This window comes from Nostoc sp. CALU 546, from assembly GCF_048836525.1.
In genome coordinates this window covers 19,819-41,134 of the sequence record NZ_JAWJTF010000015.1, presented here as the reverse complement: position 1 = coordinate 41,134, position 21,316 = coordinate 19,819, and the positions used below count along the sequence as shown (strand labels likewise).

General features: G+C 41.7%; 19 protein-coding genes and 2 pseudogenes. 8 read left to right on the top strand and 13 right to left on the bottom strand.

Annotated features, from left to right (window positions below):
* Positions 1–129 precede the first annotated feature (129 nt).
* Positions 130–1,032: a glycosyltransferase family 2 protein gene (locus tag RRG12_RS10170; RefSeq protein WP_420759179.1), complete on the top strand. Its 903-nt coding sequence runs from the start codon at positions 130–132 to the stop codon at positions 1,030–1,032.
* Positions 1,033–1,460: 428 nt separating this feature from the next.
* Here RRG12_RS10170 and RRG12_RS10165 read toward each other — a convergent pair whose 3' ends face one another.
* Entirely contained in the window at positions 1,461–2,882 is a 1,422-nt protein-coding gene (locus RRG12_RS10165) for an IS4 family transposase (RefSeq protein WP_420759178.1), read from the bottom strand.
* Positions 2,883–3,168: 286 nt separating this feature from the next.
* A complete protein-coding gene (gene ilvD / locus RRG12_RS10160; protein ID WP_420759177.1) occupies positions 3,169–4,860 on the bottom strand; it encodes a dihydroxy-acid dehydratase in 1,692 nt (563 codons plus the stop codon).
* 105 nt (positions 4,861–4,965) lie between these two features.
* On the opposite strand from ilvD, the gene RRG12_RS10155 reads away from it, so the two are divergent.
* The 3 genes and pseudogenes from RRG12_RS10155 (at position 4,966) to RRG12_RS10145 (ending at position 6,556) form a co-directional block, all read left to right on the top strand.
* Entirely contained in the window at positions 4,966–5,850 is an 885-nt protein-coding gene (locus RRG12_RS10155; RefSeq protein ID WP_420759176.1) for a LysR family transcriptional regulator, read from the top strand.
* Positions 5,851–6,089: 239 nt separating this feature from the next.
* Positions 6,090–6,227: pseudogene (locus tag RRG12_RS10150) on the top strand (IS701 family transposase); the annotation flags it as partial.
* Positions 6,204–6,556 (top strand): annotated as a pseudogene (locus RRG12_RS10145) (hypothetical protein). The pseudogenes RRG12_RS10150 and RRG12_RS10145, both read left to right, overlap by 24 nt.
* Positions 6,557–6,603: 47 nt before the next feature.
* On the opposite strand, the gene RRG12_RS10140 reads toward RRG12_RS10145, so the two are convergent.
* A complete protein-coding gene (locus RRG12_RS10140) occupies positions 6,604–7,599 on the bottom strand; it encodes a sulfate ABC transporter substrate-binding protein (protein WP_420759175.1) in 996 nt (331 codons plus the stop codon).
* 383 nt (positions 7,600–7,982) lie between these two features.
* On the opposite strand from RRG12_RS10140, the gene RRG12_RS10135 reads away from it, so the two are divergent.
* Positions 7,983–8,288 carry a hypothetical protein gene (locus RRG12_RS10135; RefSeq protein WP_420759174.1) on the top strand — a complete coding sequence of 102 codons (306 nt, stop codon included), beginning with the start codon at positions 7,983–7,985 and terminating at the stop codon, positions 8,286–8,288.
* Positions 8,289–8,562: 274 nt separating this feature from the next.
* On the opposite strand, the gene RRG12_RS10130 is transcribed toward RRG12_RS10135, so the two are convergent.
* The 3 genes from RRG12_RS10130 to RRG12_RS10120 form a co-directional block, all read right to left on the bottom strand.
* Positions 8,563–9,435: a bile acid:sodium symporter family protein gene (locus RRG12_RS10130; protein ID WP_420759173.1), complete on the bottom strand. Its 873-nt coding sequence runs from the start codon at positions 9,433–9,435 to the stop codon at positions 8,563–8,565.
* A gap of 380 nt (positions 9,436–9,815) precedes the next feature.
* On the bottom strand, positions 9,816–12,182 hold the full coding sequence (locus RRG12_RS10125; protein WP_420759172.1) for an arylsulfatase: 2,367 nt from the start codon (positions 12,180–12,182) through the stop codon (positions 9,816–9,818).
* Positions 12,172–13,041 carry a formylglycine-generating enzyme family protein gene (locus RRG12_RS10120; protein ID WP_420759171.1) on the bottom strand — a complete coding sequence of 290 codons (870 nt, stop codon included), beginning with the start codon at positions 13,039–13,041 and terminating at the stop codon, positions 12,172–12,174. Before RRG12_RS10120 ends, RRG12_RS10125 begins: the two co-directional genes overlap by 11 nt.
* Position 13,042: 1 nt before the next feature.
* Here RRG12_RS10120 and RRG12_RS10115 point away from each other — a divergent pair, with 1 nt between their 5' ends.
* Positions 13,043–13,246 carry a hypothetical protein gene (locus RRG12_RS10115; RefSeq protein ID WP_420759170.1) on the top strand — a complete coding sequence of 68 codons (204 nt, stop codon included), beginning with the start codon at positions 13,043–13,045 and terminating at the stop codon, positions 13,244–13,246.
* A gap of 570 nt (positions 13,247–13,816) precedes the next feature.
* Here RRG12_RS10115 and RRG12_RS10110 read toward each other — a convergent pair.
* From RRG12_RS10110 to RRG12_RS10085, 6 genes are all read right to left on the bottom strand, one after another.
* Positions 13,817–14,464 carry an HAD-IA family hydrolase gene (locus RRG12_RS10110; RefSeq protein WP_420759169.1) on the bottom strand — a complete coding sequence of 216 codons (648 nt, stop codon included), beginning with the start codon at positions 14,462–14,464 and terminating at the stop codon, positions 13,817–13,819.
* Entirely contained in the window at positions 14,461–14,769 is a 309-nt protein-coding gene (locus RRG12_RS10105) for a hypothetical protein (protein ID WP_420759168.1), read from the bottom strand. The genes RRG12_RS10110 and RRG12_RS10105 overlap by 4 nt, the downstream gene beginning before the upstream one ends.
* Positions 14,770–14,882: 113 nt before the next feature.
* A complete protein-coding gene (locus RRG12_RS10100) occupies positions 14,883–15,302 on the bottom strand; it encodes an LLM class flavin-dependent oxidoreductase (RefSeq protein ID WP_420759223.1) in 420 nt (139 codons plus the stop codon).
* Positions 15,296–16,438, bottom strand: coding sequence for an IS4 family transposase (locus tag RRG12_RS10095; RefSeq protein WP_420759167.1), 1,143 nt, complete (start codon positions 16,436–16,438; stop codon positions 15,296–15,298). Before RRG12_RS10095 ends, RRG12_RS10100 begins: the two co-directional genes overlap by 7 nt.
* Before the next feature lie 65 nt (positions 16,439–16,503).
* On the bottom strand, positions 16,504–16,674 hold the full coding sequence (locus tag RRG12_RS10090; RefSeq protein ID WP_420759166.1) for a hypothetical protein: 171 nt from the start codon (positions 16,672–16,674) through the stop codon (positions 16,504–16,506).
* Between the two features lie 144 nt (positions 16,675–16,818).
* Complete coding sequence (locus RRG12_RS10085; protein WP_420759165.1) at positions 16,819–17,781, bottom strand: TauD/TfdA dioxygenase family protein; 963 nt, start codon at positions 17,779–17,781, stop codon at positions 16,819–16,821.
* A gap of 327 nt (positions 17,782–18,108) precedes the next feature.
* Between RRG12_RS10085 and RRG12_RS10080 the strand changes: the two genes are divergently transcribed.
* Positions 18,109–19,380, top strand: coding sequence for an MFS transporter (locus RRG12_RS10080; protein ID WP_420759164.1), 1,272 nt, complete (start codon positions 18,109–18,111; stop codon positions 19,378–19,380).
* Between the two features lie 119 nt (positions 19,381–19,499).
* Here RRG12_RS10080 and nifE read toward each other — a convergent pair whose 3' ends face one another.
* Positions 19,500–20,912: a nitrogenase iron-molybdenum cofactor biosynthesis protein NifE gene (gene nifE, locus RRG12_RS10075; protein WP_420759163.1), complete on the bottom strand. Its 1,413-nt coding sequence runs from the start codon at positions 20,910–20,912 to the stop codon at positions 19,500–19,502.
* A gap of 146 nt (positions 20,913–21,058) precedes the next feature.
* Here nifE and RRG12_RS10070 point away from each other — a divergent pair, with 146 nt between their 5' ends.
* A complete protein-coding gene (locus tag RRG12_RS10070; RefSeq protein ID WP_420759162.1) occupies positions 21,059–21,289 on the top strand; it encodes a hypothetical protein in 231 nt (76 codons plus the stop codon).
* The last annotated feature ends 27 nt before the right edge of the window (positions 21,290–21,316 follow it).

Genomic DNA, 21,316 nt, shown 5'->3' with positions numbered 1-21,316 from the left:
GTAGCTCAGGAGAGGAGCGTCGGGCAGTTTTCCTCCTGCCGACGCTCGCGGACTCGCTAACGCTGCGCTATCCTGCCCTCTGCCTCCAACATCCTCGATAACGCAATCAACTGATAGAGGTATAGAGTTTTGAAACTATCAATCATTACTGCAACCTACAATAGGCCTATGCAGCTGGCATCTACTGCACTGCCAAGCATTCAAAGTCAAACTGACCGCAATTTCGAGTGGATCGTCATCAATGATGGCGCTAATCCTGATACCAAAGATATCATCAATAGCATTAGGGCAAAAGCTGATTTTCCCATCAGTTACATTGAAATGGAACACCCATTACCGAGCAGTGGCTTTGGCTTGTGCTACGCTCGTAACCTGGGACTAGATGCAGCTGGTGGTGACATTGTTTCATACCTGGACGATGACAATAGCATTGCTCCTGAATTCGTTGCCTCAATGCGGCAGTACTTTGAACAACATCCCAATGTCCGATACAGCATGGCAAGACAGCAGCGCCGCCGCGATGTCATCCGTAATGGTAGTGTTATTCGCCAAGGAAAGCCGTTTGTTTCGCCTAGCAATTGCTGCTCCTTACAGCAGCTTCTATGGCAACAAGAGATATTCGACAGCAATGGTTTCGTCCACTACCGAAGCAATGCTCCTAGATGGAATCCCCAGTTTCAAGTATTCGCGGACTACGAGTATTTGCTGCAATGTGCTTGCATCTGGGGTGAAGGTGGCTTTGGTCTCAATGACAGCATTCTTGTTAATTATATTCAGTCTTCTATCGGTATTATTGGTAGTTCTAACTATGAGCAATGGGCAACTGAGCTATCGCTGATTATCAGTAACCAAGCTAACTATTTCATCTTTCAGGACAATGCTGTTGAACGTTTAAAGCAGCTTGTAAACACTTCTGACTTTTCACGGGATGTGGAAAAGAAAGAGTGGTTCGCGATAGACTATCGCGAACCACTTGCTATTCTTTATTATATTTGGAGGTTTCTTCGACTAAATCTTTTAAACCCTGTTTGAGAGTCTCAATCGAACGATCTAAAGCTTCAATTTTAGTCCTTGCAGTAATTTGTTCAATGGCATCTATGTAGGCAAGACTACCAGCCTTACCTAAATGCTTGTACTTGGAAAGCTTGCCATCACTCCGAGTTGGAAATATTGGTGTTGTAGCATGTAGTTTATAGTACCAATAAAATTCTTTACGTCCCAATGCTTGTTAACGAGCTATCCTACAACTAGGTGGCGCAATAGGCATTGAATTGTGTATGGCAGCGACTTCAAGTTCAAGACGCTCCAACATGTCGATAACTTTGTCTATACGCGATTGTAAATCCTCTTGGGCTATAGTTTTCCGGTCTTTCGGCATAAAATCAAATAACGCGATTCGCGACTGCTTGTCGCGAACCATATTCCTCTATAACTTTGTTGAGTAACTAAAATCAATATATTCATTTTAGATTTTCATGTAGCAACCAACCTTGGCACAAGATTTCTAATTCCAACCAACCTCGCCACAAAACTTGTATCCCAATAGGGCTATTTTTCCTGTGTTCTAAGTATCCCCCTAGACGTGCAATTGCTCTAATTGCCCAATCAACTGTAAGCTCTAGGGGCTTTTTTTGTTTGGATGGAGTACTAGCAAGTAGCACATCCATTTGTATTTTTGTTAACACTAATTCTGCCGAACTGTGCGGAGAATTACGATGTAAATAAGTCATTCGCAGTAATTGTGCTGCAATAACTGTTAAGAAACCCAACATTGTTGACATACTCTCACCTGCCAAGCGATAACTTTCCGCTTTACAGCCAGATTTTAGTATTTTGTGATACTCTTCTATCCGCCAGCGATACGTATACCATCGGAGAATTTGTTCCGCATCTTGTTGTGTCGAAACTAACTCACTTGTCATTAGCATCCACGTAACTGGCTCACATCCGTCTGGCACATTAATCTCTGTTGCAAAGAGCGCGTAAACGTTAAAATTGCCTGATTTTTTTAACCGAGATGGAGCATTTATTGAGACTGGACAATACCTGATTTCTAAAGTCGCAGTTCTTTCTTTTCGCTTTTTAGTTTCAGGTAATTTAACCTCTTTGATAAACTGAACTTTTTGGGATGTTACATACTCCCATAAATAAGAGTTTTCTCCTGATAAACAACGATTGTGAGCGGCTCTGACAAGTACACCTGTATTTTTATTTTTACGTTGAAGTGCGAATACTTCTGCAATATCTCCTTCATGGTCAAAGACATGAATCACTCTTGTGAGTAGTCCACCATCAGGCATTTCTAAACCTTTAAATAATTTGTTGACTTTTTGAAAAGCTTCAACCCATCGATAAGATTCTTTCTCTTTAAAAGCTCTATTCTTCGCGATTAAACGTTCTTTTTTTAAACGCTTTTTTTTTGTCGTAGATGTTTCCCCTGGTGGTGGAGATGCTTTGTGCTGTCGATGCCACAATTTTTCCCATAATAGTCCTAATGGTTGACCAAAATCTGGGTCTAAAGCTATAGAACTATGTAAAATTAGCCCGTTCCCACCATTACCTGTAGGTCCATAATCATCTCTTTTTTCTAAGATTTTTTTATAATCCAGATAAGTAGTATCTCCTACCGCTAATACTATTGGTATGCCATAAATCTCTTGTGCCGTCTGTTTAAAAGATGGTTGAGTCAATTTGTTAAAAGTAGCTTTAGGGTTAGAAAAAAATTCGTAACCGCGTTTGAGGTCACTAGCGCTTTGAAATATTTCTGATAGCGGATGACCATATTTTACTTTTAAAGCCTCCGCAATTAACACTGCTCTGTCGGTCAAGCGCTTGTCACCTAAATCACAATTACGGTACGGGTTTGCTTCTAGTAATTTCATTACACCCAAAATTTTTTAACTACCAGCACCTTACATTAAACAGCACAGATCATCTTCAATTCATTTGATTGGTTCGCGATTATTAATCGCGAACCATATTTCTTTTCCACATCCCGTGAAAAGTCAGGTAAACACTTATAGTACTAAAGGAAAAATCTCATTAACGCCAAAAGCATTTGCCCTTCTTTAAATCTAAAGAAGCTTGTCAATAGCGCTGAATCTAGCCTGAAGTAGAGAGCCAGGAGGCATCTTTATTCTGGCTCCTCACTTCTCAAAACTTTAATAACTAGTTATTGAACAAGTCTAAATCTGTCACAGCCCCAAGACTGCTAGAAGATACCAACTTGGCATACTTCGCCAACACGCCTTTAGTGTAACGTGGTGCAGGAGGTTGCCAGTTTGCACGACGACGGGCCAATTCTTCTTCGGATATATTCAACTGCAATAAACGAGCGGGTGCATCAATAGTAATGCTATCGCCTTCTTCTACAAGCGCGATCGCACCACCCACTGCTGCTTCTGGAGCAACATGACCAACTACCATGCCATAAGTACCACCAGAAAAGCGTCCGTCGGTAATTAATCCCACTGCATCACCCAAACCAGCACCGATAATTGCCGAAGTGGGAGCCAACATTTCTCGCATTCCAGGGCCGCCCTTAGGCCCTTCGTAGCGGATTATGAGAATATCACCAGCTTGAATTTTACCCGCCAAAATTGCAGCTAAAGAGGCTTCTTCCGATTCAAATACCCGTGCGGGGCCGGTAATTACTGGTTTCTTCACCCCGGTAATTTTGGCGACAGCCCCTTCCGTTGCCAGATTACCTCTGAGGATGGCTAAATGTCCTTGAGGATACATCGGGTTATTCCAAGTCCGAATCACATCTTGATTGGCAGATGGTTCTTCGGGGATGTCTGCTAATATCTCTGCAATGGTTTGACCGCTGATAGTAATGCTATCCCCATGTAGTAAATCATGTGCAAGTAGCATTTTCATGACTTGCGGAATGCCACCAGCTTTGTGCAAATCTGTAGCGACATATTTACCACTTGGTTTTAAATCACACAAAACGGGAACACGGGCGCGGATTGTTTCAAAGTCGTCTATAGTTAAATCTACTTCAGCGGCGCGGGCGATCGCTAAAAAGTGCAGCACTGCATTTGTCGAACCACCTACCGCCATGATCACAGAGATGGCATTCTCTATAGATTTGCGGGTGATAATTTGGCGGGGCAAGATTTGTTTACGGATAGCTTCGACTAGCACAGATGCCGATTTTTCCGTGCTGTCGGCTTTTTCGGCATCTTCCGCCGCCATTGTTGAGGAATAGGGTAAACTCATTCCCAACGCTTCAAATGCTGAAGACATGGTGTTAGCTGTGAACATTCCCCCACAGGAACCAGCACCAGGACAAGCCCGACCTTCAACTTCTAATAATTCCTTTTCGTCAATTTTTCCAGCACTGTATTGACCAACAGCTTCAAAAGAACTGACAACAGTCAAATCGCGTCCGTTGTAGTGACCGGGTTTAATTGTACCACCGTAGACAAAGATAGCGGGGATATTCATCCGAGCGATCGCTAGCATTGCCCCTGGCATATTCTTATCACAGCCACCAATCGCTAGCACACCATCCATACTTTGTCCAGTACAGGCAGTTTCTATGGAATCGGCGATAACTTCCCGCGACACGAGGGAATATTTCATCCCTTCAGTTCCCATCGAAATCCCATCGCTAATGGTAATCGTGCCGAACATTTGCGGCATCGCCCCGGCGGTTTTAATTCCAACTTCTGCCCGTTGCGCCAGTAGATTTATCCCCATATTACAGGGAGTGATCGTACTGTAACCGTTAGCAATGCCGACAATGGCTTTGTTGAAATCTTCATCTTTAAAACCAACTGCACGCAGCATAGCTCGATTTGGCGATCGCTGCACCCCTTGCGTGACAATTTGGCTTCTCAAATTCTCCGACATAGTTAGATCATCCTCTGACTTGCATATATGAGTATGATATGTAGCAATTTTTAATATGTCCAATATATATTTATAGATATTTAAGACTTATAAAATATCAAAACTATGGAACTGCGACACCTGCGCTACTTCATTGCGGTAGCTGAAGAACTACACTTTAGTAAAGCCGCAGAGCGACTTCACATCGCTCAACCGCCCTTAAGCCAACAAATTCAGCAGCTAGAAGCGGAACTAGGGGTAGAACTTTTTCAACGCAAAACTAAACGACAGGTGCAGCTAACGGAAGCCGGACAAGTATTTTTGCAAGAAGCTTATCAATTGTTTGCTCAACTATCCAAGGCAATTGATCTGACTCAACGGACAGGTAGGGGTGAGAAAGGACAACTACGAGTAGGTTTCACCAGCTTGGTAACTTACGATTTGCTGCCTGTGATTTTGCGGCGGTTTCGAGAACAGTTTCCAGAGGTGGAGTTAGTGTTGCAGGAATTAACGACAACTCAGCAAGAAGAAGCACTACAGAATCGCCACATCCATGTAGGCTTTGCTCATCCACCTTTAGAAGACAACACTTTCAATCAAGAATGCATTCAGCAAGAAGGACTAATTGTAGCTTTGCTAGAAACTCATTTCTTAGCCAGACAAGAAAATATTTCAGTGCGATCAATAAAAGACGAAAATTTTATTATGTTCCCCCGCCATTTGGGCCCCGGACTTTACGATCAAATCCTGAGTCTTTGTCAGCAAGGAAATTTCAGTCCAAAAGTGACTCAGGAAGCAATCCAAATGCAAACAATCATCGGGCTGGTGTCAGCGGGAATGGGGATTGCGATCGTACCGTCTTCTTTGCAAAATCTTCAAAGGGCTGGTGTAGTTTATCGCACTTTAGAAGAAAAAACACCATTAGTAGAAACGGCTGTAGTGTGGCGACAAGAGGATATGACACCTGTTTTACGGGAGTTTCTACAAATTGTCAGAAGTATCTGTGGTTAATTAGTCAGTTATGGCAATAACAAAAACCACTACTTTTGACTAACGCCTAGCTGCTCAGGACTTACGCAACTGGCACAGGCGATCGCTACTTACTGGTACTTTAGTACGATAAAAAGGTGTTTTAAAATCAGCCCTTTTTGGAATTGTTGATAGTAACTAATAAAGTAGATTCCAATAAAAATTTTATGAGAGAATAAGTAGCGGGTGCGTCGAAAAATCGGTTAAGGATGAAATTTACTATCTCTACCGATAGAACGGATTATGTCGCAACCAACGATTTATCTCAAAGCTCTACGGATGTTGCACAAAAGGTGTGTAAAATTCGTTGGAAAATAGAGGAGTTTCATAGAGAAATAAAGCAGTCTATTCGAGTAGAGCAGGTACGCGAAGTAATTGAATTTCTGTCAACTAGTGCAGTCAAGGCCAAGCAAAAGGTGGTGATTATCCACGAAGCAGATATGCTCAACCCTACCGCCGCCAACAAACTTCTCAAGACGCTGGAAGAACCAATATCCTGATCTCGTCCTATCCTCAAAAGCTATTACCCACTATCAAGAGTAGGTGTCAAATCATACCTTTCCAAAGGTTAACTGATGAGGAGGTTATTTCTGTCCTCAAAGACCAACAAATCGAGGTAACAGAAAAAATACTAGCTATAAGTTCAGGTAGTCCTGGTGCTGGAATTATGAGCCTTTTTTTAGTATGACTCATAGTCCAGAGTCCTCAAATTTAGAGTCGAAAAATTTCAGCAATTTAGCTTAAGGGTTTCTGAGCTTGAATTTTGTCAAAAATAGCACCTTCACTAAAAAATTTCTGCCCAATACTGTTCCAGCCTCCTAAATCCTCAACTTTCAACAAAGTTTTAATTTGAGGAAAATCGCTACTGAGTTGTTTTGCGATCGCAGTATCAACAGGACGAAACCCTATTTTGGCAAATTCTCTTTGTACCTCTGGAGTGTAGAGATATTGGACAAATGCTTCTGCAACTTTTCGAGTAGCGTGTTGTTCAACATTTTTATCTACTACAGCAATAGGATTTTCAATAGAGATATTGACATCAGGGACAACATACGAAAACTTTTCGCCCTTTTGTTTTGATAGGATCATTTCGTTTTCATAATTGAGTAAGACATCACTCTGACGTTGTTTAAAGAACAATTCGCTGGCATTGTGAGCAGTCTTGGGCTGCAAGGGTACATTTTTATAGACCTTGGAAATAAAATCTAATGCCTGAATCTCATTATTGCTAGTTTTTGTGGCGAAACCCCACAAACTCAGAAAATTCCAGCGCGCACCACCTGATGTTTTCGGGTTCGCTGTTATTACACTCACACCAGGGCGTGCCAAATCTGACCAAGTTTTAATATTTTTGGGATTCCCTTCACGAGTGGCAATTGCAACTACAGATTGGGTGACAATTGCATTATTTGGAGCTTCTTTTTCCCAGGCGGGTTGAATAAAACCTTTTTGAACAAGTTTCTCAACGTCAAGGGCTAGTGATAGGTGTACTACGTCAGCCTCTAAACCATCAATTACATTTAGGGTTTGAGAACCAGACCCATCATAACTTTGAGTAAAAGTCAGATTTTGGTTATGCTCTTTTTTCCACTTATCTACGAATTTGGGAATGATCTGCTCGTATGCGTCTTTTGTCACCGAATAGGAAACAAACGTTAGCTTGACATTATCAACAGAAGTGGCCTTAGTATCACCAGTCTTATCAACGTTAACACCAGAGCAAGCCGTCATGACTAGACTTAAGCTGATTCCCACCAAAAAGAAGGATATAAACCACCAGTGTCTTATAGCTTCCCAAAGCTTGACAATACAAGAGTGAGCTGGCTTCGTTATGTATCTATAGTGTTTTTTGATACTCAAAATTTTCCCCCTTATGTAATAAATGCGGTATTCCGCGCGGTTTACTGTAGTTTAAAGGTATTATAAGGTAGCTTCTAAAATTACATAACCTTTTATTAACCTAAATTTAAACAAGTTGTAGATTACGTACTGAAAAAGGCTTACTGTTGCCAGAATGAGCACTGGATGAAAATAATTGGCAAAAAGTTCGAGGCTATCTAGCAAATGAAATTGAGATTGATTATTTAGACTTTTGAGGTGAAATACCTCGACAAGTGACCGCAGAAGAATATGTACAACAACGAGTTGATGCATTGTCAGGATTACGGACTTTGCATATCAGCACGAATCATGAGGTAACAATCAAAGAAAATGTAGCTTCTTGTAAATCAGCGTATTGCATTTATAGAGTTGATCCTAAACTTGAAGCTGGACAAGATCGGTTTGATACGCCAGGAAACTACCTTCATCAGTTGGTTCGAGTCGATCGAGAATGGCGAGTTAATGCGATCAAGCAAACAGTAGTAGTAATGAGTGGTAATCGACAAGTGCATGGTGCGTTCCGCAATATCTCATCGTAAAATGTTGAATTTTGCTACTAACAACAAAGTTCAACAGCTAGCGAACACTAGATGTTAAGTTTTGAAAAAACGGGCATTTTCTCCTAATCTTTTTCAAAAATCGGTACACTTGATCTTTTAGAATCCTGCTCCTGGTAACTTTTGCTTCTTGCCTATCTACTACACAAATAATTTCACAAATAAAACTGGATTTATATAGTAATTTTATTGCTAATAAATCAGCATTTTAGGTTCCTCAATTTTTCTTGATAGCTTGCTGGGGAAAATGCCAAGTTTACACCTCTACCTGTTTGATCTGTGCATCTGTTGCTTGGTCTATTTCTATAAACTTTGGCCCAGCAATGAGAACTATCATCATCATTAATAGACTTGTCACCATGATGATGCTGACTACGCTGGGATCGTCAAAATTACTCGTAGCGACTAATAATGCTGCGGCAAAATTGCGTTGGGCTGTTCCGACTCCTAGTACTCTTTGAGTATCAATGTCAGGGCCACCTAAAAGATAACCGACGCTAAAGGAGAATATAATAAAGATCGCACAAACAAAGATTGCACCTGTTTTTAATAAGCTAATGATATCGTTGGTGTGAATGAAGAGTCTGACTACTAAACCGAAAAGTAATCCATAACTAGATAATTTGAATAAAATTGGCTGGATAATGGGAGCGATCGCAGCAAATTTGGCTTTGATAAATAATCCCATCACTAACGGACTAACCATCAGCAACAACAAGGGTTTGGCAATGTCCCAAGAGTTAATTTGCACACCTTGCACTACTAAAGGTAGTACAATCGGCATATAGAAAATAGTACCCAGCATCAGCAACATCATTAATCCCACAGAAAAAGCTATATTCCCCTTGACTATTTGAGCAAGTTTAGGCAAAGCTGGCGGGCCTGATGCTAGTGCCATAATTAGTAAACCATCTCTGAGTGGTTTGCTTAAAGGTACTACTTGTACTAGCAGATAAACAAAAACTGGCACCAATACAAAATTTGTTAGTAAAGACAAGATGACGAGTCGAGGGCTGCGGAGTGGTTTCCAAATCTGTTGTACCGTTAAACCTAAACCTGCACCCAACATAGTGCAAACAATAAATGTGAAAAGTGAAAGTTTATCGATTACTACTAAAATTTCATTCATGATTGATGAAGGTTATTGGGCATTGGGCATTGGGCATTGGGCATGGGGCATGGGGGAAATTTAAAGTTGAAAGTTTCGAGTTCAAAGACTTAATGTTTAAGCTTTAAGGCTTAATGTTCAAGGTTTAAGGCTTAATGTTCAAGGTTCAAGGCTTAATGTTCAAGGTTTAAGGCTTAATGCTCAAGCTCGAAGGCTTAATGCTCAAGCTCGAAGGCTTAGTGTTCAAGGTTTAAGGCTTAATGTTCAAGGTTTAAGGCTTAATGCTCAAGCTCGAAGGCTTAGTGTTCAAGTTCGAAGTTTCAACACTCAAGCTTATCTCCCCAATGCCCAATGCCCCATGCCCCATGCCCAATGCCCAATGCCCAATGCCCCAATCTTAATTACTTCAACTCCAGGCTGATTTGCTGTAAGTTACCAGTAAAGGCAAACGGTACTTGATAAGTATCAACAACGGGAGTACCTGTATCTCTGCCAACATCAAATGTTTCATCTAGGGCTAAACGGTAAGCAATGGTTTTTTCCACACGTCCTTCGGCTACCTGTTGGTCATTGATGAATAGTTTGCCGATTCCACCTGCACCTACAGCGCCACCGTCATAATCAAAGTTGAAACGAAGTGTAGATTTACCAGAGGGCAATTTTTCTCTTGATTGGATGATGTAGCGGGCAGTATTGGCGTAGTTGTAGGCATAGGTAGGCTTGCCATCCTCAAGGAAAAAACTCCAACCAGCAAAGCGTCCCCCTTGGGTCAACAGGACACCCTCTGCCCCACTTTCAGGAATTTCTACATTAGCTGTGATGCTGAAGGATTTATTTTTCAGGTTTGGGGCGCTACCTTCTGGAATGCCAACTGTACCTGGATAGTAGGTGAAAGTTGTGCGTCCTCTGGTGAAGCTGGGGCGAATTTTAACATCAAATCTTTCAGCGATGCGATCGTCTAGTGGTAATACTTGGTGCTTGCGGGCTTCCTTTAAAAACAACTTTTGCAGTTTTTCTAACTTGTCTGGGTTTTCCTTTGCTAGGTTGTTCGCTTCGCTAAAATCTTCTGTAATGTTGTACAGTTCCCACTCATCTGTATCAAAGTTCCCTTTGACAGTTCGTTCCCAAGGTAAGCGACCGTGACGCGCTGCCGCTACCCAACCTTCATCGTAAATGGCTCGGTTGCCCAACATCTCGAAATACTGAGTTTGACGATGAGAGGGAGCATCAGGGCGATCGAAGGTATAAACAAGGCTAGTACCTTCAATTGGTTGTTGCTTAACACCATTCACTTCTTTAGGAGCAGTAATTCCCGCTACTTCTAAAATGGTGGGTGCAATATCAATTACATGATGGAATTGGCTACGAATGCCACCTTGGTCTTTAATATTTGTGCCCAAAGAAATCACTAAGGGGTTACGAGTTCCGCCAAAGTGAGAGGCGATTTGCTTTGTCCATTGGAAGGGAGTGTTGACTGCCCATGCCCAAGCCGCCGGAAAATGGTTAAATGTTCTGGGACTACCCAAGTCATCATAAGCAGCTAGCAGTTGTTGCAGATTTTCGGGTACACCGTTGAAGACTTGGAGTTCGTTGACGCTGCCTGTTAAACCGCCTTCTGCACTAGCACCGTTGTCTCCAACAATATAAATGACTAGGGTGTTATCCAGTTCACCAAGTTGGTCAACGGCATCAATCAGCCTTCCTACTTCATAATCTGTATGACCTAAAAATCCAGCAAATACTTCAGCCATGTGGGCATAGAGTTTTTGCTGTTCTGCTGTGAGGGAATCCCATGCTGGTAGTTCTTGGGGGCGAGGAGTGAGTTGGGCATTGGCTGGAATCACACCCAGTTGTTTTTGACGGGCAAAGATTTCTTCGCGTAATTTATCCCAGCCTTGGTCAAATTTGCCTTTGTACTTGTCAATCCAAGCTTTGGGGGCGTGGTGGGGTGCATGGGTAGCCCCAGTGGCGAGATAGGCGAAAAAGGGTTTTTCAGGAGCAATGGATTTTTGGTTGCGAATCCAGGCGATCGCATGGTCTACTAAATCAGGAGTCAGGTGATAATCTGGCTTATTGGTTGGTTTCTCTACTCGCCTAGTATTTTCTACTAAGGCAGGACTCCACTGATTAGTATCACCGCCAAGAAAGCCGTAAAAGTACTCAAATCCTAACCCTGTAGGCCAGCGATCGAAAGGCCCTGCGGCACTCGTTTCATAGTCTGGGGTGTTGTGCCATTTACCGAAAGCTGCTGTGTTATAGCCATTTTGTCGTAGTATTTCAGCAACGGTGGCGGCACTCTTAGGCAAAATTGTTGTGTAGCCAGGATAACCTGTAGCTAATTCCTCAACAACCCCTGTATTAACTGAATGGTGATTGCGTCCAGTTAACAAAGCTGCCCTGGTAGGCGAACACAGGGCTGTGGTGTGGAATTGGTTGTAGCGTAATCCTCTTTCGGCTAGGCGCGTCAAATTTGGAGTGTCCACCGGGCCGCCAAAAGTACCCGCTTGTCCAAAGCCCACATCATCTAGGATCGCTAGCAAGACATTGGGTGCTTTGGCTGGGGCGGTTATGGGTTGGGGAAAGTCTGGTTGTGATTCTTTGTAGGTGAGGCCGATTTTACCTTTGAACTCTGGCAGAGGAACGGGTAAAACTTGGGATGTAGCTGCTAGGGCGGGGCCATTGACCATCAACAAAGTGATGAGCAAAGATAAAGCGATCGCCTTTGCAATTTCTGGAAACAAATTCCAGGGCTTGGATTCAAACTTCATTCTTCATCCTTTCTATAGTCAGGTTTTTCACTAAGCGAAATCCGATATGGGTAGTTCCCGTGTCGGGGGCTTGAGATTCTCGCGCTGCTGGGCGGAAGCGGCTGCAATAGTTGATCGCACACAAATAAGAGCCACCTTTGATTACGTGTAGAGCGTTTTCGGTGGGTTTGTTGGGGTCAAAACTTTGTTCTGGGCCTTTTGGGTTGACACTGTGGTTTTTTTGGTTGTGTCCTGGACGAAACCAATCGGAGGTCAATTCCCAGACATTACCTGTGATGTCATACAGACCATAACCATTTGGCGGAAAAGAACCAACCGGGGCAATACCCACGTAACCATCACTTTTGGTATTGAAAAAGGGAAAAATTCCTTGCCAGGTGTTAGCTTTTTTCTCAGAGTACTGGTTGCCCCAGGCATAAGTTGCAGCATCTAACCCACCACGGGCGGCGTATTCCCACTGGGTTTCGGTGGGTAAGGATTTTCCTGCCCATTGAGCGTAAGCTACAGCATCTTCGTAGGCAATATGAACGACTGGATAATTATCTTGATGTGCGATTGCACTTTCTCTTCCAAATGGATGTCGCCAATTCGCCCCAGTCTGCCAATGCCACCAACTCAGTTGTTTTGCCCCTGGTTTTGCGATTTCAAACACCAAGGAACCTGGTAATCTCTGCTCATCTGGCAAGTCGGGAAACTCTTCTTTTGATAAAGGGCGCTCTGCAACTGTCACATACCCTGTAGCTTTAACAAATGCCGCAAACTGTGCATTTGTCACTTCATATTTATCGATACAAAAGGAACTAACTCTTACCTCTTGAGCTGATAGTTCTTCTATCAAACCAGAATTATTCGATCCCATTGTGAATGTCCCACCGGGAATCATTACCATTTCTGATGGACAGGAATTTACGGTAGCGGCAAAAGCAGGAGAAATGATGAATGCCATTGCTACTCCTGTAATTAATAACATTACTAAAAAAACTTTCTTTAACACAGTGGTGGTGACTGCTAACAAAAATAAATTAAAATTCAGACTAAATATTTCTAAAACATTTACTGTGTAAATTTATGACGTAATAATAGTCGAAAATCTAGCAATTTTTCATCAAAAATTACCATCAGTGTAAACTAATTTGAAAAACTTTACCTTGTTTGAAGTTAATATATACTTTATATCGATAGAGTTACCGTATTTATTGCGATATTGATAACTTACCTCTTAGAGAAAAATAAGTCAAGAACTTTTTTGGCTGACATGATATAGCATGAGAATTGATATCTGATTCGTAAAAAAATCTAAAGACAACTGAATCTGGCTTGACTACTGACTACTGACCCTGAGAGGATGTTTGAAAAGTCATAATTGATGTATCAAATATTTTTTACCCCACCCTAATCCTCCCCTTATAAAGGGGAGGGAACCGGATTTTCTGATTTCCCCCCTTTATAAGGGGGGATTAAGGGGGGTAATAATTCGATAAAAATTACAACATACCACTTTTCAAACAACCTCTAATAAAAACTCCGATCTGTGGGTGGAGTTTTTTATTGTTTGGGGATTTTTTATATTTGTTGAACTCAACCTTTGAAAGCTGAAGTACTACTACAATGAACCTTTATTGAATTGTATTGAATTATGAGTAATCGCATTTCATCAAAGAAATTTTATCGAGCAGTTTTACAAGATATTTCATGTTAGAAAATACATTGACTTGTTTCTCTACTTCCTCCTCTCTAGAATATTTCAAAGCATAAATTCCTGCTGAATATGCAGCTTCAATTCCCACATCGCTATCCTCAATGACAACACAATATTCAGGCGAGAATCCCATTCTATTTGCTGCGTATAAAAATAAACCGGGATCGGGTTTCCACGAGCCAATATCATAAGAACTAAACAAGCGATCGCCAAAGTAATGCGACAGACCAGTTACATTTAAAGCCTTGCGAATTTTGGCTATTGGCGCACTTGAGGCAACACAAACAGGATATTCCAGAGTTTTTAGCATCTCTGGAACGCCTGTGATTGGTTGCAAGTAAAATTCAAATAATTCATCTACTCGGTGACGATATGTTGCCTCAAAATCTCTGGGCAGCTTTTCGCCATACTTCATTTCTATGTCCGCTAAGATTAAAGCTAGCTTTCTGCCACGATATCGACGAATCAGACTTTCAACGGAGTCGTTGATAAAAGGTAGCAAATCAATAAAAGCTTGGTTACAAAGCCGCTCGCTATCAACTAACGTTCCGTCCAAATCAAAAATCACACAAATATGCTTCATGTATCCAGGGCTTGGCCGTTGAACACGCCGCCATAGCCACCTTTGGGCAACCACTGTGACAACGCAAATATCAAATCAAACCCCAGCGCTTCGGCTTGCAGCACTAGAGCCTTATTATATTCAAAGCTCCAGTCTGTAGTGCGTGGTAGTGTGGAGGCACTCCAACCACCTGCTTGGATGGGCAAAAATAAACCCAGCAATACAGGCTGTTTCAACGCTTGGGAGAGGGGGCTGTTGGCAAAATCTGTCGGAGCCAGAAAGCGATCGCTACCGACAATCGAACCGGGGTGATGGCTAAGGATCATCGTTCAAATTTGGTAGATAACTAATCTATTGGCTTTGCTGCGATCGCACTCAACTTTGCTAGTGCGGTCTGTAATTAATTCAACAGTTCTAGTAGATGTTTGTACCACGATCGCTATCTTCCAACTGCAACAGCTTGGCGTTCTCGTTTTGCTACTTCTTTCCGCACTAAAGGAATAACTTCGCGCCCATAATCAATGGCATCTTGTAGCGGATCGAAGCCCCGGATTAACAGGGTAGTTACACCTGCGTCATAGTAATCAACTAAAGCTTCTGCAACTTGTTCAGGTGTTTCTACTAGCGCAGTTGTATTGCCAGCAGCACCAGTAGCAGCAGCGATCGGTGTCCATAAACGCTTATCGTAGATTTCGCTTTTAGCTGCGAAATCCAGTAACCTTTGCGATCCTACCGCCTGTGGTCTAGCTGGAGGAGCGACTTTTGCACCTCCTCGTTGTTCTTGAATCCGTCCTAAAATATTTCTGGCTTTTTCCCAAGCCTGTTCTTCTGCTTGCGGGGCGACAAAAAGGGCTAGGATGCAGATAGGATAAGCCTCATAGCCTTCTCTCCTTGTTGGTAGTACTTACGCTTATTAGGACTTAATCTCAATAATTCGGTGACTAACTCATAAGAATTTTCCATGAAATTAACCCAATTGTCGCCATAAAGACCAATATAAAAACTACTATGTCGTCGAACAATCCGCCCAGATTCTTTAATTCGACCGACATATTTTTGAACACCCATACGTTTAATTTTTTGACCAGATATTGTTGCGCTTGTATAGGCAAGCGAGATTAATAATATTAGGGAAATTAGCCGTTGTCCTGATACATTAGTATCTTCCAAATTATAACCACCACTCTTAAAATCTCTAAACATCTCTTCAATATCAAAACGTTGTTTATAAGCAATAATCGTTGAATCTAAATCATCTAAATTATTCAGGATAAACCAACCTTCCTCTGGCGCAACTCCAAAGCGTTTCCGTTTCCATTTAGCCGCAAGATTGAAACTGATAAATCCTGTAGTTTTTGTATATTTAATACCTTGATAAAAGAAAGAAACTCCAGGCGATAAACCTGAATCTTTTAATTGCAGCCAAACTTCAGGTTCTACCTCTATAAATGCATCTTTTTTTAGACGTAAGCAAAAGTACACTTTCTTCTCTGTGAGCCAGTTAGCTAGTTTCACAGAGCAAAACTCTCTATCTGCTAATACAACAGTTTTATAATTATTAAAAATGGGTAATGCTTTATTGAAAACAGCTTTTTGCTCATCAAAATTACTCGAACCTAATTTGTCTAACAACTCAAAATATATCGGAATAGACCTTTTATCCCAAACTACACTAATCATTAACAGATTAATACACCCCCAATTAGTTCGGTCAATTACTAAATAAATAACTTCATTTAAGGGAAAATATATCTCTAACCAGCTTTTAATAATCGGGAACCAAATTTCTTCAATATTTATGTAATTTAAAGATAAAAATCTTTGAACTTTATTTCTTCTACTTTCAAAAAATATGGGGATAGGTAAAGCAGTAGCCAATGCTTCAATGCTAACAGTTTTAATAGATTGTAATAAATTTATCAGGATTTTTAGTAATAAATATTCTGCACGTCCCAATTCTCGCTTGAGGTTTGTCTCGTAGAATTCTGGTAACATTATCATTAAATGGAGCTTGTTGCGAATGAAGACTCTTTTTCTTTTACCACAAATTGCTACACTCTTTACAATATAAGCATTCTAAACCATTTTGTCTCCCCGCAAGCTACGCGCCATGCCTGTTTGAGTTGTAGAATTACCTCTGGTTCTACAGAATTAACATCGAATCCGGTAATCACTGCACCAAGAGCCGCTTCGGTGGGTGTAATATCAATCCGGCTTGCCGTGAATGTCATAATCGGATCTCCTTAGATTTAGGACTATACGATCAACTGGTCATGCAAAAGTTACCCTTGTTGCTCTACAAGGGGTTAATGTCTGCGTTCATAAGTACTGAGTACTTTTTAATTTACTCAGCACTCATGACTTATAATTCAGCTTTAGGAAAGAACTGGTTGTGCTTCCTTAAACTCAGCTTTCTGCTTGAAGACGCTTGGTACTTCAGCGCTGAAAGCTTCACCTTGAACCACTTCTGAACGTGAACCATCAACTCCTACTGGAACATCGCCTGTGATGGTGGTGCGATAGAGGAGACGTTCAACATCTAAATGATCCAAATCTTGAGGAGCCAAATGCACGGTGGCGCGGTTGTCCCAGAAGGCGATATCACCGTTGTTCCAACGGAAACGGGTGGTATAGGCAGGTTTGGTAACTTGGTTAAAGAACAACTCTAACAACAGTCTGCTCTCTTCTGGTGACACATCAACAATGCGGGAGACGAAGCCAGGGTTTACGAACAAGGCACGTTCACCAGTCTGAGGATGAACTCTGACGACTGGGTGAATAGAAACCAAGGGATTGACAGCAATGCGCTCGTCGAATTTATTGTTGCGGGGTTGATAACCGCCTCCATTGAAGCGATGTTCCGCTTTTAATGTATCAGCTAGCGATCGCAAGGGTGCTGAGAGTCCCTCATAAGCAGCAACGAGATTACTCCACTGGGTGTCACCACCGAAACTAGGGACATTAACTGCGCGTAAAATTGACGCTGCTGGTGGGTTAATCGCTGCCGTTACATCTGTGTGCCAAGGGCCGCCAGTGCGAAAACCATATTGCTTTTCATAGAGTCTACGGTCTACAGGTTTGATCTGGGGAAATCCCGGAACTGGTTCAGGCTCTCCCAAGGGATGGGCGAAAGTCACTTCGCCAAAACGAGATGTGAACTCGACCTGGGCAGCATGATCGATGTTCTGACCACGAAAGAACAAGACTTTCCATTTTAATAGCGCTTTGCGAATTTCTTGGACTTGATCCTCAGAAAGAGAGCGGGAAAGGTCTACGCCGCCGATTTCTGCACCGATGAAACCAGCTACCTGTTTAACTTCTATATGTTTGTAGCCCATTAGGATTCTCCAGAGTTTGATCTATCAGGAGGTGTTCACACTCGCCTATTTCCTTGGGAATTTTGCCGATACTCTGATAGCAACATTCCAATGCTGGGAGTATAACTGAAATTATCATACATTATTCCGATAGATTTATCGTAGTATGCAGTAGCTAAATAGTAATTTCCTATGTTTTTCAGACAAATCCTCTTCTATAGTGATTCGATGTCAATGTGCAAAAGCCTTAGCTCAGACAGATCAGCGATGCTTGGGCAGTAAACTACGTGATTATTTGATAATTATTAGTTAATCTAATTATTAGTAGACCATAATAAAATTTTCCTCATGAAAATTTGGAATAGACAACTAGGGGAAAGCATCAGTAATATCACTTACCACTACTTACCCGCCTTGCGCTGGCGTAACTTTCGCCTATTTTTCGGGGGACAGTTACTATCAATGTCTGGAACATTTATGACCCAGCAGTTAACTATTCCTTGGCTGGTATACGATTTGACTAAATCGCCTTGGTTGTTGGGTGTTGCAGGGTTTGTACAATTTTTACCTACCTTATTACTGATTCCCTTTTCGGGCATATTGTCCGATCGCTGGAGTCGGCGTGACTTGTTAATAGTGGTGCAGATATTGGGAATTAGCGTTTCCCTGGCTTTAACGATTCTCACCTTTACCAATTGGATTACCTTTCCTATCCTCTTAGTACTGAGTGCTTTCAATGGTTTGCTCAAGGGATTAGATATGCCCGTGCGCCATACAATCGTCACCGAAACTGTAGACGATCACGCTGATTGGAGTAATGCGATCGCCTTGAATTCAGTAATGTTAAGTTCCTCTCTTGTCGTGGGGCCTGCTATGGGCGGGATTTTGATTGCTACACTAGGGGTAAAATATTGTTTTCTTTACGATACCCTCAGCTATATTCCTGCCATATTTACCTTGCTAGCGATGCGGCTGCCAGCCAGACAGATGCAACCCCTTACGGGCATTAGCGATACTTTGGAAAAATTGCGAGAGGGCTTTGAATATGTCTGGAAATTCCAGCCTATTAGAGTAATTTTATTAATGCTAGCGTTACATGGTTTCGCCGGGATGTCTCATGTCGCGCTCATGCCTGTTTTTGCAGCAAAGATTCTCAATGGAAACGCAACAACGATGGCTCACCTCAGCACTTCAGCACCGATTGGCTCGTTGTTTGCTTGTTTGTATCTAAGTGTCAGACGAGGGATTGTAGGCTTAGAGCGTTTGATTGTAGTCGCTCAAGTATTGATTGGGATGAGTTTGATATTCTTTTCACTCTCGCGTCAAGTTTGGCTATCTATAATCATTCTGGTATTTGTAGGCTGCTTTTCTATCCTCAACATTACCAGTAGTAATATGATTATTCAAACTCTAGTTACCGAGGATAAGCGCGGACGGGTAATGAGTTTTTACGCCCTAGCAATGGTGGGTACAATGCCCTTTGGGAATTTGTTAGCTGGGACTTTGGCAGATAATTTTGGTGCGACTAATGCCTTGATTGTCTGTGGTAGTCTGATTATTTTAGGTGCGCTCTGGTTCTCTGCACAATTGCCAGCAGTAAGCCGTTGGATTGCTCGGTAAACAAGTCGCTTCTCTTTGTACAACAAAGCAGATATTTGGAAAACAAGCATCTTCCACCACACCTTAAAAGTGTAGTGGAAGACGATAAATTATATCAGCTTGGCAGAAGAAAGTTGCGCCTATAGCTGATAGCTGATTTTTTCATCCCAAGGAGCAGGTTTGCTAATTTGCTCCCATATAGGACTATACAAGGCTTCATGTAGTTCGCGTGCTAGTACCACCAAACCTGCATAACCAGCATAAGCATGGTGACGTTCATGGTTAATGTCTAAAAAAGGAATTCCCGTTTTGAGTGCTGTATATTTATTTCCAGCCCCAGTAATCAACACATCAGCTTTTGTTTGGTGTAATACCTTTAATAATGCCTGGGGAGTTGTGTCAGACAAAAGCATTGCATCTGCACCAAGATATTGTTGAATTTTAGCTTTCTCCTCTTCTGTTGTTTTGCCATCCGTAGCTGCAATAACTTCCATTCCCAAATCTTGGGCTGCTAAAATAAGCGACCAACTTTTCACACCACCAGTAGAAAGAATAATCCGTTTACCTTTTAAATCAGCAAGGTAAGGAGCTAAAGCAATATCTAGAGCAGCATTTTCTTGAGCAATTAACTTTTCTGTACGTTCTTGCAGTTCAGAGGCAATAACACTATCTCCCAAGGATATACTTAATTTGGTCGCAACATTCCGCAAGCAATCGTTTAAGTTGGTCGCACCATAGAACGATTCTTCAATATAAGGAATTCCATAGCGTTCCGCCATAGTTTGCGCCATTTGTATAGCTACATTTGAGCAAAGCACTACATTTAATTTGGCGCGATGGGCATAGCAAACTTCTTGATAACGAGCATCACCTGTAATTTTAGAAAGAACGCGAATTCCCGTTTTTTGGAATAATGGTAAGATATTCCACGTTTCACCTGCAACATTATAGTCGCCAACAATATTAATATCGAATGGTGTGGTAAATTCAGGTTCGGCTGTACCAATGACAGCATTCAATAAAGTTTCATTACCGATGCGATTTCCTAAATTTTTACTACCAAGAAATCCAGGCGCATTTACATAGATAACTGGGATATTAACTTGTTGTGTAGCAAGTTGGCAGACACTATCAATATCATCGCCAATCAAAGCAGACAGACAAGTAGCATAAACAAAAATAGCGGCAGGATGATAGCGTTGAGCAACATCCACAATCGCTTTGTACAGTTTCTTTTCTCCACCAAAAACAATATTACCTTCACTAAAGTCAGTAGTAAAAGCAGTTTGGTATAATTGTGAGCCTGAAGAGAGGCTACCATGAGTTGCCCAAGGATTGTGAGTACAAGAAACAGCACCATGTACTAAATGAACAGCATCAGTAATAGCTCCGACAGAAACCATTGCTCCATCAAAAGGGCAATTTCCTTGGGTTGCACCTGGTTGTGGTGGTTTTGTGCAAGTGAGTTTTTTCTGACCATTAAGCTGTTTATGGTTAGATTTGCAACCTGTTTCGCTAAGGGGTTCGTTAATTGTTACTTGAGTGTTTTTCATGCTTTTCCTCGTGCTAAAAATAAGTACAAAACAGCCAAGAATGAAGAGTTAGGAGTATTATTCTTTCTCTATCTCCTATTTTTCTTACTTACCAATTTTGCTGCCTAGTCCCCACTCATCTTTATAGATGGTGGTAGGTGAAGTTATTGAGACTGATTTCTGAGAAATTACAAAAAACAGCAATTGATGCACTAGCATTTCAGATAAAACAAGCAACTCCTCTGATGCATCCTGTATTTTCAGAAATACCTGTTATGGCAGTCCTTAATTGTATGAGGTACATCTTCGCCTCTAGCCCCTCACTGCAACCAGATGTAACTCACTCAGACGATAAACACTATAATTCTTTGGCTAGTGTTAGCCTATCTAAATATTAGTATAGCTAATAATGTGTGAAATCAAGT

Excerpts from the sequence above, each read along its gene's own strand:
- RRG12_RS10165 (WP_420759178.1), bottom strand. The coding sequence starts at position 2,882 with ATGAAATTACTAGAAGCAAACCCGTACCGTAATTGTGATTTAGGTGAC.
- ilvD (WP_420759177.1), bottom strand. The coding sequence starts at position 4,860 with ATGTCGGAGAATTTGAGAAGCCAAATTGTCACGCAAGGGGTGCAGCGA.
- RRG12_RS10155 (WP_420759176.1), top strand. The coding sequence starts at position 4,966 with ATGGAACTGCGACACCTGCGCTACTTCATTGCGGTAGCTGAAGAACTA.
- RRG12_RS10140 (WP_420759175.1), bottom strand. The coding sequence starts at position 7,599 with ATGACGGCTTGCTCTGGTGTTAACGTTGATAAGACTGGTGATACTAAG.
- RRG12_RS10130 (WP_420759173.1), bottom strand. The coding sequence starts at position 9,435 with ATGAATGAAATTTTAGTAGTAATCGATAAACTTTCACTTTTCACATTT.
- RRG12_RS10125 (WP_420759172.1), bottom strand. The coding sequence starts at position 12,182 with ATGAAGTTTGAATCCAAGCCCTGGAATTTGTTTCCAGAAATTGCAAAG.
- RRG12_RS10120 (WP_420759171.1), bottom strand. The coding sequence starts at position 13,041 with ATGGGATCGAATAATTCTGGTTTGATAGAAGAACTATCAGCTCAAGAG.
- RRG12_RS10110 (WP_420759169.1), bottom strand. The coding sequence starts at position 14,464 with ATGAAGCATATTTGTGTGATTTTTGATTTGGACGGAACGTTAGTTGAT.
- RRG12_RS10105 (WP_420759168.1), bottom strand. The coding sequence starts at position 14,769 with ATGATCCTTAGCCATCACCCCGGTTCGATTGTCGGTAGCGATCGCTTT.
- RRG12_RS10095 (WP_420759167.1), bottom strand. The coding sequence starts at position 16,438 with ATGTTACCAGAATTCTACGAGACAAACCTCAAGCGAGAATTGGGACGT.
- RRG12_RS10090 (WP_420759166.1), bottom strand. The coding sequence starts at position 16,674 with ATGACATTCACGGCAAGCCGGATTGATATTACACCCACCGAAGCGGCT.
- RRG12_RS10085 (WP_420759165.1), bottom strand. The coding sequence starts at position 17,781 with ATGGGCTACAAACATATAGAAGTTAAACAGGTAGCTGGTTTCATCGGT.
- RRG12_RS10080 (WP_420759164.1), top strand. The coding sequence starts at position 18,109 with ATGAAAATTTGGAATAGACAACTAGGGGAAAGCATCAGTAATATCACT.
- nifE (WP_420759163.1), bottom strand. The coding sequence starts at position 20,912 with ATGAAAAACACTCAAGTAACAATTAACGAACCCCTTAGCGAAACAGGT.